General features: G+C 70.5%; 9 protein-coding genes. 6 read left to right on the top strand and 3 right to left on the bottom strand.

Going from position 1 to position 11,805, the window contains the following annotated elements:
• Positions 1–68: 68 nt before the first annotated feature.
• Entirely contained in the window at positions 69–2,240 is a 2,172-nt protein-coding gene (locus AB0M70_RS03215) for a 3-hydroxyacyl-CoA dehydrogenase NAD-binding domain-containing protein (protein WP_365815737.1), read from the top strand.
• A gap of 25 nt (positions 2,241–2,265) precedes the next feature.
• Here AB0M70_RS03215 and AB0M70_RS03210 read toward each other — a convergent pair whose 3' ends face one another.
• On the bottom strand, positions 2,266–3,000 hold the full coding sequence (locus AB0M70_RS03210; protein WP_365816285.1) for a MerR family transcriptional regulator: 735 nt from the start codon (positions 2,998–3,000) through the stop codon (positions 2,266–2,268).
• A 151-nt stretch (positions 3,001–3,151) separates the two neighbouring features.
• On the opposite strand from AB0M70_RS03210, the gene AB0M70_RS03205 reads away from it, so the two are divergent.
• The 4 genes from AB0M70_RS03205 (at position 3,152) to AB0M70_RS03190 (ending at position 8,147) form a co-directional block, all read left to right on the top strand.
• Positions 3,152–4,972 (top strand): AMP-dependent synthetase/ligase, encoded by a 1,821-nt coding sequence (locus tag AB0M70_RS03205; protein WP_365815735.1) that lies wholly within the window; start codon positions 3,152–3,154, stop codon positions 4,970–4,972.
• A 205-nt stretch (positions 4,973–5,177) separates the two neighbouring features.
• On the top strand, positions 5,178–6,635 hold the full coding sequence (locus AB0M70_RS03200; protein WP_365815733.1) for an amino acid permease: 1,458 nt from the start codon (positions 5,178–5,180) through the stop codon (positions 6,633–6,635).
• Between the two features lie 197 nt (positions 6,636–6,832).
• Positions 6,833–7,312 (top strand): hypothetical protein, encoded by a 480-nt coding sequence (locus tag AB0M70_RS03195; RefSeq protein ID WP_365815731.1) that lies wholly within the window; start codon positions 6,833–6,835, stop codon positions 7,310–7,312.
• Between the two features lie 61 nt (positions 7,313–7,373).
• Positions 7,374–8,147 carry an alpha/beta hydrolase gene (locus AB0M70_RS03190; RefSeq protein WP_365815729.1) on the top strand — a complete coding sequence of 258 codons (774 nt, stop codon included), beginning with the start codon at positions 7,374–7,376 and terminating at the stop codon, positions 8,145–8,147.
• Positions 8,148–8,183: 36 nt separating this feature from the next.
• Here AB0M70_RS03190 and AB0M70_RS03185 read toward each other — a convergent pair whose 3' ends face one another.
• A complete protein-coding gene (locus AB0M70_RS03185) occupies positions 8,184–9,338 on the bottom strand; it encodes an acyl-CoA dehydrogenase family protein (RefSeq protein WP_365815727.1) in 1,155 nt (384 codons plus the stop codon).
• A gap of 113 nt (positions 9,339–9,451) precedes the next feature.
• Here AB0M70_RS03185 and AB0M70_RS03180 point away from each other — a divergent pair, with 113 nt between their 5' ends.
• Entirely contained in the window at positions 9,452–10,063 is a 612-nt protein-coding gene (locus AB0M70_RS03180) for a TetR family transcriptional regulator (protein ID WP_365815725.1), read from the top strand.
• Between the two features lie 26 nt (positions 10,064–10,089).
• Here AB0M70_RS03180 and AB0M70_RS03175 read toward each other — a convergent pair whose 3' ends face one another.
• Complete coding sequence (locus AB0M70_RS03175) at positions 10,090–11,550, bottom strand: aldehyde dehydrogenase family protein (RefSeq protein ID WP_365815723.1); 1,461 nt, start codon at positions 11,548–11,550, stop codon at positions 10,090–10,092.
• Between the last annotated feature and the right edge of the window lie 255 nt (positions 11,551–11,805).

Raw genomic sequence — 11,805 nt, 5'->3', positions numbered from 1 at the left:
ATGAAACGGCACCGCCCACCCCCGTAGCCGCCCACCTCCCCCGCATAAGACTTCACGGAGACAGACAAATGACCGAAAGCACCACCATCCGCTGGGAACAGGACGACACCGGTGTCGTCACCCTCGTCCTCGACGACCCCAACCAGTCCGCGAACACCATGAACCAGGGTTTCAAGGACTCCATCGCGGCCATCGCCGAACGCGCGGAGGCCGAGAAGGACTCCATCCGCGGCATCATCTACACCTCCGCCAAGAAGACCTTCTTCGCGGGCGGTGACCTCAAGGACATGATGAAGGCGGGCCCCGAGAACGCGCGGGACGCGTTCGAGGCGGGCGTCGCCATCAAGAGCTCCCTGCGCCGCATCGAGACCCTGGGTAAGCCGGTCGTCGCCGCCATCAACGGCGCGGCCCTCGGCGGCGGTTACGAGATCGCCCTGGCCAGCCACCACCGCGTCGCGCTCGACGCGCCCGGCTCCAAGATCGGCCTGCCCGAGGTCACCCTCGGCCTGCTCCCGGCGGGCGGCGGCGTGACCCGCACCGTACGCCTCATGGGCATCGCGGACGCGCTGCTCAAGGTGCTCCTCCAGGGCACCCAGTACAACCCGAGGCGCGCCCTGGAGAACGGCCTGATCCACGAAGTGGCCGCCACCCGCGAGGAGATGATCGAGAAGGCCCGTGCCTTCATCGACGCCAACCCCGAGTCGGCGCAGCCCTGGGACAAGCCCGGCTACCGCATCCCCGGCGGCACCCCGGCCAACCCGAAGTTCGCCGCGAACCTGCCCGCGTTCCCGGCCAACCTGAAGAAGCAGATCAACGGCGCGCCCTACCCGGCCCCGCGCAACATCCTCGCGGCCGCCGTCGAGGGCTCGCAGGTCGACTTCGAGACCGCGCTGACCATCGAGGCCCGGTACTTCACCGAGCTGGTCACCGGACAGACCGCGAAGAACATGATCCAGGCGTTCTTCTTCGACCTCCAGGCCGTCAACTCCGGCGCCAACCGCCCCAAGGGCATCGAGCCGCGCCAGGTCCGCAAGGCCGCCGTCCTCGGCGCCGGGATGATGGGCGCGGGCATCGCCTACTCGTGTGCCCGCGCCGGCATCGAGGTCGTCCTGAAGGACGTCTCCGCCGAAGCGGCCGCCAAGGGCAAGGCCTACTCCGAGAAGCTGTGCGCCAAGGCGGTGCAGCGGGGTCGTACGACCCAGGAGAAGGCCGACGCGCTGCTCGCCCGCATCACGCCGACCGCCGACCCGCAGGACCTCGCCGGCTGCGACGCCGTGATCGAGGCCGTCTTCGAGGACACCGCCCTCAAGCACAAGGTGTTCCAGGAGATCCAGGACGTCATCGAGCCGGACGCGCTGCTCTGCTCCAACACCTCGACGCTGCCGATCACCCAGCTCGCCGAGGGCGTCACGCGGCCCGTCGACTTCATCGGCCTGCACTTCTTCTCGCCCGTCGACAAGATGCCGCTCGTCGAGATCATCAAGGGCGAGCGCACCGGGGACGAGGCGCTCGCCCGCGCCTTCGACCTCGTACGCCAGATCAGCAAGACGCCGATCGTCGTCAACGACTCGCGTGGCTTCTTCACCTCGCGCGTGATCGGGCACTTCATCAACGAAGGCGTCGCGATGGTCGGCGAGGGCATCGAGCCCGCGTCCATCGAGCAGGCCGCGGCCCAGGCGGGCTACCCGGCGAAGGTCCTCTCCCTGATGGACGAGCTGACCCTCACCCTGCCCCGCAAGATCCGCAACGAGACGAAGCGCGCCGTCGAGGAGGCCGGCGGCACCTGGGCCGGGCACCCCTCCGACTCCGTCATCGACCGCATGGTCGACGAGTTCGAGCGGCCCGGCAGGAGCGGGGGAGCCGGCTTCTACGACTACGTGGACGGCAAGCGCGCCGGGCTCTGGCCGGGCCTGCGCGAGCACTTCACCAAGCCGGGCACGCAGATCCCGTTCCAGGACATGCAGGAGCGGATGCTCTTCTCCGAAGCGCTCGACACCGTACGCCTGGTGGAGGAGGGCGTCCTGACGTCCGTCGCCGACGCCAACATCGGCTCCATCTTCGGCATCGGCTTCCCCGGCTGGACCGGTGGTGTGCTCCAGTACATCAACGGCTACGAGGGTGGCCTGCCCGGCTTCGTGGCACGCGCGCGTGAGCTGGCCGACCGCTACGGGGAGCGGTTCACGCCGCCCGCGCTCCTTGTCGAGAAGGCCGACAGGGGCGAGAAGTTCAGCGACAACTGACCTGTCGCGCGTACGCGGGAGTGGCTCAGCCTTCTGCGAGCCACTCCCGCAGCTCCTCCTTGAGGGAGCGCTGGAACGCCGTCACCAGGGCCTGCACCACCATCGGCTGCATGTGGGCCGACAGGGAGCGCATCGCGGCCACGTGTTCGGGGTCCGACTCCCGGTCGCGGTAGGGGCTCCACACCTCGTCGCGGAAGAGCCGGGAGAGTTCGACGGCGGCCGAGCGGGTGTGCTCCATCAAAACCGTGCGGGCCGCCAGGATCGTCTCGTGCGCGATGGGCACGTCGAGCAGCTGGACGCCCAGGCGCAGCAGCCCCGGGTCGACGCGGTACGCGCCCGGGGCCTCGCCGGGCGCGACGACGCCCATCGCCGAGAGCCGGTCCAGGTCCCCGTCCGTCAGCGTGCGGCCCGCCCTGCGTTCCAGCTCCGCGTGGTCGGTGTCCTCGGCGGAGTCGGGGGCCCAGGAGGCCACCACCGCGCGGTGGATGGCGAGGTCGTGGGCGCTCAGATCGGACGGCAGCTGTTCCAGGTACCGCTCGATCGCGGCCAGTGTCATGCCCTGGTGCTGCAGCTCCTCGATGAGCCCGAGCCGGGACAGATGCTCCTGGCCGTAGTGCCCGACCCGCCGCGGGCCGATCACGGGGGGCGGCAGCAGGCCCTTGGTGCTGTAGAAGCGGATGGTGCGGACGGTGACGCCCGCGCGCGCGGCCAGCTCGTCGACCGTGAGCGTCGGCTCGTCCGTGCCCGAAGCCGTCGTCATCGTCATGGCAGCGCATCGCCTCCTCAGTCGTGCACCCGTGGCCGGGCACCGAGTTGTGCACCGATCAGGTGCAACAGTATTGCTGTCTCACCACTGTTGTGAAAGCGTCCGGGCCAGTCACTTGCTTCGTCGATGACGCCAGGAGGCGGTCATGACCACGATCCTGCGACTCCCCGGGGAACCCGCCGACATCACGCTCCCCGCCCTGCTGCTCCGCAACGCCGAGGACCACGGCGACCACCCGGCACTCTCCTGGCGCGCCGCTTCCGAAGGTTCCGAAGGGGAGTGGACGACACTCACCTGGCGCGAGGCCCGCCGCAAGATCGGGGTCCTCGCCGCCGGGTACACGGCGCTCGGCGTACGGCGCGGCGAGCACGTCCTGATGATGATGGGCAACCGCCCCGAACACTGGCTGAGCGATCTCGCGCTCGTACACATCGGCGCGGTCCCCATCACCGTGTACGGCACCTCGGCCCCCGAGCAGATCGCGCACATCGCCCGGCACAGCCGTGCCCGCTTCGCGATCATCGAGGGCGCCCGCGAGCTGGAACGCTGGGAGCCGCTCCTGACCGACCCCGACGCGCCCATCGAGCGCCTGGTGGTCGTGGAGGCGGCCGACGCGGGCCCGCACCGCACGTACGGCTCACTGCACGCCACCGGAAGCCGGCTGTTCGACCCGGACTCCTTCGAGAAGGCCTGGCGCGAGTCCCGGGCCGACGATCCGCTGACCGTCGTCTACACCTCGGGCACCACGGGCGACCCCAAGGGGGTGCGCATCACGCACCGCAACGTCGTCCTCAACGGCGTCGCCCTGGACGCCGTCGTCGAGCTCCCCGACTTCGTGGAGCACATCAGCTACCTCCCCTTCGCCCATGTCGCGGAGCGCATGCTGGGCATCTACCTGCCCGTGTTCCGCGCCTCGCACGTGCACCTGTGCGCGGACCCGACCGCCGTCGCCGCGACCGCGCGCGAGCTGCGTCCCGCGCAGTTCTTCGGGGTCCCGCGCGTGTGGGAGAAGCTGGCCGCGTCCGTGAAGGCCGTGCTCGCCGGGCTGCCGCAGGAGCAGCGGGAGTCGATCGAGGCGGCGAACGAGACGACACGCGCGCGCGTGGACTGCGTCGAGCGCGGCGAGGCACCGCCGGCCGACCTGGAGAGGGCGTATCGCGAGGCCAAGGAGAAGGTCATCGGCCCGCTGCTCTCGCTGGCCGGATTCGACCGCCTGGTGTGGACCGCGAGCGCGGCGGCCTCGATGCCCCTGGACGTCGTGCGCTTCTGGGCGGGCTTCGACATCGTGATCATGGACGCGTGGGGGCTCACGGAAACCACCGGGGTCGTCACCATCAACACCCCGGACGCCTTCCGGCTCGGCTCCGTGGGCAGGCCCCTGGACGGTCTGGAGATCCGCACCACCGACGACGGCGAGATCCTGGTGCGCGGCGCGACGGTCTTCGACGGCTATCTCCTGCCCGACGGGGGCGTGGAGTCGGCCTGCGACGCGGACGGCTGGTTCGCCACCGGCGACGTCGGGCGCATCGACGAGGACGGCTTCCTCTGGCTCACCGACCGCAAGAAGGAACTGATCGTCACGTCGACGGGCAAGAACGTCTCGCCCGCGCTCGTCGAGAACACCCTCAAGGAGCACCCCCTCATCGGCCAGGCCCTCGTGCACGGCGACGGCCGCTCCTACCTGGTCGCGCTGCTCGTCCTGGACGCCGAGATGGCCCCCGTATGGGCCGCGGGGCACGGGATCACGGGTGACCTGATGGCGAGCGAGGCCGTACAGGAAGAGGTCGCACGGGCCGTCGATGCGGCCAACGCACGCCTCAACCGCACCGAGCAGATCAAGCGCTACCGGCTCCTGGGGGAGGAATGGGGCCCCGAGACCGGGGAGCTGACGCCGTCCCTGAAGCTGCGCCGCAGGGTGATCCGGGAGAAGTACGCGGAGGCCATCGACGGGCTCTACACCCAGTGAGGCACGATCCGTACACCCTGTGATCATGGTGTGTACACCCCCTGCCCACCATGTGAGAAGTGCCGCTATGTGACGTGCGCCACCGCATGTCGGGTGATCTCTGGGGGAAGGTGTCGCGTCGGTCCACGCACATGTCAGGGGTGTCGTGGGCCGGAGCACATCCGGACACCGGAGTTTTCCGGGCACCAGAGAGTAGACCCCCCACGTGAGCAAGGAAGCCGTAGACACGGCCGCTGCGGACGCATCCCGCACAGATGCGTCCCAGGCCCCCGCGGACGCGGGCGACGCCGGTTACAGCAAGGACCTCAAGGCCCGTCACGTCAACATGATCGCCATCGGTGGCGCGATCGGAACTGGACTCTTTCTCGGTGCGGGCGGCCGCCTGCACTCCGCGGGCCCCGCGCTCGCCGTCGCGTACCTCGTGTGCGGCATCTTCGCCTTCTTCGTCGTGCGCGCCCTCGGCGAGATGGTCATCTACCGGCCCTCGTCGGGTTCGTTCGTCAGCTACGCGCGCGAGTTCCTCGGCGAGAAGGGCGCCTACGTCGCCGGCTGGATGTACTTCCTCAACTGGTCGACCACCGGCATCGCCGACATCACCGCGATCGCGCTCTACACGCACTACTGGAGCCTCTTCACCGACATCCCGCAGTGGGTGCTCGCGCTGATCGCCCTCGCCGTCGTCCTCGTGATCAACCTGATCTCGGTGAAGTACTTCGGCGAGATGGAGTTCTGGTTCGCGATCGTCAAGGTCGCGGCCCTGGTCGCCTTCATGCTGATCGGCATCTTCCTGCTGGTCACCCAGCACAAGGTCGGCGGCGAGACGCCGGGCCTGAGTGTGATCACCGACAACGGAGGCTTCCTGCCGCACGGCCTGATGCCGGTCGTGATCGTGATGCAGGGCGTCGTCTTCGCGTACGCCTCGCTGGAGCTGGTCGGTGTCGCGGCGGGCGAGACCGCCGAGCCGCAGAAGATCGTCCCGCGCGCGGTGAACTCCATCATGTGGCGCGTGGGCCTCTTCTACGTCGGCTCCGTCGTCCTCCTCGCGCTGCTCCTGCCGGGGTCGGTGTACTCGGCCGACCAGAGCCCGTTCGTGACGGTCCTGTCCAAGATCGGCGTGCCCGCGGCCGGTGACGTGATGAACCTGGTCGTCCTCACGGCGGCGATGTCCTCGCTCAACTCGGGCCTGTACTCCACGGGCCGCATCCTGCGCTCGATGGCGATGGCGGGTTCCGCGCCGAAGTTCACCGCCCGGATGAACAAGAGCCAGGTCCCCTACGGCGGCATCCTGCTCACCTCCGCGGTGTGCGTGCTCGGCGTCGGCCTGAACTTCCTCATGCCGAGCCAGGCCTTCGAGATCGTCCTGAACGTGGCGTCCCTCGGCATCATCAGCACGTGGGTGATCATCATGATCTGCCACCTGGCGTTCGTCCGCCGGGCCAAGGAGGGGCTGCTCACCCGCCCGAGCTTCCGGCTTCCCGGCAGCCCGGTCACGGAGATCGTCACGATCGTCTTCCTGCTCTCCGTGCTCGGCCTGATGTGGAAGGACCCCGAGATCGGCCGCAAGACGCTCTACCTCATCCCGATCATCGCGGCGGCACTGGCCGCCGGCTGGTACGGGATCCGCCGCAGGGTGGACCGCGAGGCCGCGGGCCTCACGAAGTAGCGCACGAGAACAGCAGGTCGACGGCGACTGTCAGTGGCAGCGCCCACGGTGGCGTCATGTCGGGGATCACTTACCCCCGAGGTGACGCCACCGCGCCGTCGGGCAAGGGCGTCCAGGTCGCCATGGAGTGGCGAGCGTCACTCAACTGGCGTGCAGATGCGCGTTGTTGGGCACACATGAGCGGGTAGATCAGCGGCATGCAGCTCATTCCCATGCCGCTAGGGCCGATCAACCCGGATGTCGAGAATCTTGCTGTCGGAGCCGTGCTGTTCGGCTCCCTCTACTTCTTCGTCAGGCGCATGATCCTCCGCGTCAACGGCGTACTCCAGGAGCGCGCCACGATCCTCGAGGGCGTCACCGGCGGACCGGCGGCGGACCTGCGCCGCGAGGCCGAGCGGATACGCGCCGAGCGGGCGGACCTGCTGGCCCAGGCCCGTCAGGAGGCCGCGCAGACGCGCCAGCGGGCCCGGGAGGAAGGCGCCGCCCTGATCGCCGCCGCACGGGAGGACGCCGTGCGTGAACGCGACGAGATGTTCACCGCGGGCCGCGCCGCGCTCGCGACGGAACGCGCGTCGACGGAGGCGGCCCTGCGCGCCCAGGTCCCCGACCTGGCCACGGTCCTCGCGAGCAGGATCGTGGGAGAGCCGCTCCCGACGGCGTCGGCTTCGGGCCGCTAGAGCCGGGAGACAGGCCGAGTTCCGTCTGGCCACCGGGCCGGACCCACGGCACGCTCGCACCATGGAACTCATGGTGCCGGTCAAGGACGGCGAAGTGTGGGCGCAGGACTTCGGCGGCGAGGGAATGCCGCTGGTTTTGCTGCACCCAGGAGTCGCCGACTCCCGGGTCTGGGACGGCATCGTGCCGCGCCTGGCGGAGGGACGCCGCGTCATCCGCTACGACGCGCGGGGGTACGGCAGGTCTCCCGCACCCACCGCGCCGTTCTCGCTCGTCGAGGACCTGAGCGCGGTCCTCGACCACTTCGACGTCGCGCGGGCGTTCCTCGCGGGATCCAGCATGGGCGGCACCACCGCCATCGGCCTCGCGCTCGGCGACCCCGCCAGGGTGGCGGGCCTCGCGCTGCTCGTCCCCGGGATCACCGGCAACCCGGACTTCGTCATGGCGGAGTTCACCGCCGAGGTGGGCAGGCTCGCGGAGGCGGGCGACATGGACGGCATCGTGACCCTGGTGAGGCGCACGTCGGCCGCCGCGGGGGCCGGGGACGACCCCGCGGCGGCGCTCATCAGGGCGGTGATCCCGGCCTGGTTCGCCGTCCACCCCCACCAGGTGCCCGACCCGCCGGCCTTCGGGCGCCTCGGTGAGCTGGACGTGCCGTGCGTGCTCGCCCTGGGGGAGCGGGACGACCCCGAGGTGATCCGCTGCAACGAGCAGATGGCGGCACGCATCCCCGACTGCCGGCTCGTGCGGCTGCGGGACAGCGATCATTTCCCGACCCTGCGCGCACCGGACGCGGTCGTCGACATCGTCCTGGAGGCGTACGAGGCCGCCCGGTGAGCGGACCGACGGGGCACGGGGCTCAGGGCCCGTGCGTCACAGCCCGTAGCACTTCCCGATGATGTCCCGCTGGATCTCACTGGTGCCGCCGTACACCGTCGACACCACCGCGGCCCGCAGATGCCGCTCCATGTCGTACTCGGTCGCGTAGCCGTAGCCGCCCATCATCTGCATGCCTTCCAGCGCCGCGCGCTTCGCCGTCTCGGTGGCCTTCAGCTTGGCCATCGAGGCCTCGCGCGGGAAGAGCCGTTCCGGCTCGGCGTCACACCTCGCCGCCACGTCGAGGACGAGGAGCCGTACGCACTCGATCTCCGTCGCCAGATCCGCGATCCGGTGCCGCAGCGCCTGGAAGGAGCCCACCGGACGCCCGAACTGCTCCCGCCCGCGCACATACGTGAGCGTGTCGTCGAGGATGCGCTCGGCGAGCCCCAGCATGTTCGCCGCCAGGAAGAGCCGCTCCGCGTTGAGCCCCGCCATCAGCTGCGGCCACGCCCTGCCCTCGGCGCCCACGACCGCGTCCGCGGGCAGCCGCACATCCGTGAAATAGACGTCGTTGACCTCGCGGCCGCCCATCGTGGAGATCCCGCGGATCTCGATCCCCGGGGTGTCCGCGGGCACGTGGAACATCGTCAGTCCCTCGTGCTTGGGCCCGCCCGCGTCCGTGCGGGCGACCAGGAGGATGTACGAGGCCAGGTGCGCGTTGGAGATCCATGTCTTGTGCCCGTTGACCAGCCACCCGCCGGCGCCCGCGTCGTCGGACCGTTCGGCCCGGCACCGCAGCGCCGCCACGTCCGACCCGGCGTCCGGCTCCGACATCGCGATCGACAGGACCTGCCCGGTGACGGCCCCGCCCACCGCCGCCTTCTTCTGCGCCGCAGAGCCGAACCTCTCGTACGCCTTCGCCGTGATGACGGAGGTGACGAAGCCGCCCGCGGGAACCAGCCCGCGTGCCGTCTCGCGCAGGAAGAGGCAGGCGTCCGTCATGCCACCGCCCGACCCGCCGTACTCCTCGGGCAGGCACACGCCCAGCCAGCCCAGTTCGGCCAGCTTCGCGTAGAGGGCGGGGGAGTGCGGGCCGCCGGATTCCGCGGTCAGGGCGTCGCGCTGCTCCCGGGTGCCGCACTCGCGCTGCGCGAAGTCACGGAGCGCGGCGGTGAAGTCGAGCTGCTCCGAGCTGAGCCGCTGCGTCATGGAACCCTCCTGGTCTGGGCATAGTTACAAAGAGATTGAGTTAGTGTCCGTGTAGCCATGGGGAGTTGGCGCCATGGCTGTGGTTGAGTGCGCAGGGACGACGGGGAGGGCTCATGGATTCGATGATGGAGCGCGCGCTGGACGCGGCACCGCCGCCCGACGCCCTGACCGAGCAGATACTCGACGCGGCGCGCGAGCAGTTCATGACGTTCGGCCTGCGCCGCTCCACCGTCGACGACGTCGCCAAGCGCGCCCGGGTCTCGCGCGTCACCGTGTACCGCCGCATCGGCAGCAAGGAAGAGCTCGTCTCCGCCTGCCTGCTGCGCGAGTACCGCCGCTTCGTGCGGGAGGTGGACGAGGCCGTCGCCCCCCTCCCGACGATGGAGGACCGCATCGTCGAGGGCTTCGTCGTGGTCCTGCGGCACATCCGCGAGCACCCGCTCATCGGCGGCCTGATGCGCCTCGAACCCGAGACGATGCTGCCGTTCCTGACGCTGGAGAGCGGCCCCGCCTTCCTCGCCATGCGCGGATACCTCACCGACCGGCTGCGCCGGGCGCAGCGCGCCGAGGGGAAGGAGGAAGGTGATCCGACGCCGGTGGCCGAGCTGATGGTGCGGATCACGGTCTCCTTCCTGCTCAATCCGGTGAGCTGCTTCGCGCTCGAAGAGGACGACCACGTACGGGACTTCGCGCGCCGCTATCTGGTCCCGCTGCTCGGCAGGTGAGGCCCGACGCTCCGGGGCCCCGCGGCTCAGAGCCGGGCGTGCAGCCTGCGCCCCAGTTCCACCGCTCGCGCCGTCTTCTCCCGCGCCGTCGTGAACGACGTCAGGTCCGCGTACGGCGCGAACCGCTTCACCGTCACCGAGCGCGGCACCGCGAACGCCCGCAGCCCCTCGGCGCCATGGATCCGGCCGTACCCCGACTCTCCGGTGCCGCCGAACGGCAGCGCGGGCACGGCGGCGAACCCGAGCACCGAACCCACTGACACGGCACCGGAGTTCAGCCGCGCGGCCACCGCGAGCCCGGTCCTGCGCGACCCGGTGAAGACCGCTGCACCCAGCGCGTACGCCGACGCGTTGGCCCGCCGCACCGCCTCGTCGAGATCGCGTACGCGGTTCACCGCGACCACCGGGCCGAAGGTCTCCTCCGTCATCGCGGGCGAGTCCTCGGGCACGTCCACCAGGACGACCGGATGCACATAGGGGCCGCGCACGGCCTCGGGGCCGCCGAGCGGCGCCCGCGCCCCCGCTGCCAGGGCCTCCTTCATGTGGCGTTCCACGACGCCGAGTTGGGAGGGCAGCGTCATCGGCCCGTAGGTCTCCCCGGCGCTGAGCGCACGCGCCCTCTCGACGATCAGCGCGCAGAGCCTCTCGTGCACGGACTCGACCGCGTACACCCGCTCCACGCCCGCGCAGGTCTGGCCCGCGTTGGCCATCGCGCCCCACACCACCGCGTCCGCGGCGGCCGGCAGGTCGGCGTCCGCGCCCACGATCACCGCGTCCTTGCCCCCGCACTCCGCCAGGAGCGGCGTCAGTGACCGGGCGCACGCCTCGGCCACCTTCCGCGCGGTCCCCGGTGATCCGGTGAACGCGACCTTGTCGACACCGGCCTCGGCCAGCGCCTGGCCGGTCGATCCGGGGCCGGTCACCGTCTGGAACAGCCCCGCGCAGTCCGGCACGGCGTCGTCGAAGGTCTGCGCCAGCAACACCCCTGTGCCCGCTGTCAGTTCGGACGGCTTGTAGACGACGGCGTTGCCCGCGGCGAGCGCGTAGCCGATCGAGCCCATGGGGGTGAAGACGGGATAGTTCCACGGGCCGATCACCCCGACGACGCCCAGCGGCCGGTAGCCGAGCAGCGCCCGCTGATGGACCGAGAGCAGCCCCGACGGAACCCGGCGCACCCGCAGCACGCCGTGGGCGTGCCGGGCCGCCCAGTCCAGGTGGACAAGGGACAGCAGCACCTCGGCGCGCGCGTCGTGCTCCGGCTTGCCCGTCTCGGCGGCGACGGTCCCCGCGAGCTCGTCCATCCGTACGGCGAGCGACCGCTTCCACTTGAGCAGCCGCGCACGGCGGCCCGACCAGCCGAGGCCCGCCCAGACGGCGGCGGCGCCCCGGCCGCGTGCGACCGCGTGCGCGATGTCGTCGGGGCCGTGCACCGGGTGCTCGCCGAGCGGTTCGCCGGTGGCGGGGGAACGTACGAAGAAGGTGGTCATGATGCGGCGCTCCAGGGGTGTGACCGGGGTGTGGGCGGCCGTGCGGACCGACGGTGCCTCAGTACGGTGTAGCGGACCTCGGCGGCGTCCACGAGTACCTGCCCGGCCGTCCATGGCCTCAACTTGCCCCCGCGCCAAGCCATTTGATGCGCTCTCCCGCCTGGTGTGTCAAAGTTACAAGAACTATCGACTTGTTTCACCGGTCGCGTCAACACCAGTCGCATACTGGAACACGTACACACCGGGCACCGACCG

The organism is Streptomyces sp. NPDC051214 (assembly GCF_040682375.1).
In the GTDB taxonomy this organism is placed as follows: domain Bacteria; phylum Actinomycetota; class Actinomycetes; order Streptomycetales; family Streptomycetaceae; genus Streptomyces.
Note: the sequence above shows the minus strand (reverse complement) of the source record. Positions and strands in the feature narration are given on the sequence as shown.

Coding starts and splice junctions, on each gene's coding strand:
- AB0M70_RS03195 (WP_365815731.1), top strand. CDS start 6,833: ATGCAGCTCATTCCCATGCCGCTAGGGCCGATCAACCCGGATGTCGAG.
- AB0M70_RS03185 (WP_365815727.1), bottom strand. CDS start 9,338: ATGACGCAGCGGCTCAGCTCGGAGCAGCTCGACTTCACCGCCGCGCTC.
- AB0M70_RS03215 (WP_365815737.1), top strand. CDS start 69: ATGACCGAAAGCACCACCATCCGCTGGGAACAGGACGACACCGGTGTC.
- AB0M70_RS03190 (WP_365815729.1), top strand. CDS start 7,374: ATGGAACTCATGGTGCCGGTCAAGGACGGCGAAGTGTGGGCGCAGGAC.
- AB0M70_RS03205 (WP_365815735.1), top strand. CDS start 3,152: ATGACCACGATCCTGCGACTCCCCGGGGAACCCGCCGACATCACGCTC.
- AB0M70_RS03210 (WP_365816285.1), bottom strand. CDS start 3,000: ATGACGACGGCTTCGGGCACGGACGAGCCGACGCTCACGGTCGACGAG.
- AB0M70_RS03180 (WP_365815725.1), top strand. CDS start 9,452: ATGGATTCGATGATGGAGCGCGCGCTGGACGCGGCACCGCCGCCCGAC.
- AB0M70_RS03175 (WP_365815723.1), bottom strand. CDS start 11,550: ATGACCACCTTCTTCGTACGTTCCCCCGCCACCGGCGAACCGCTCGGC.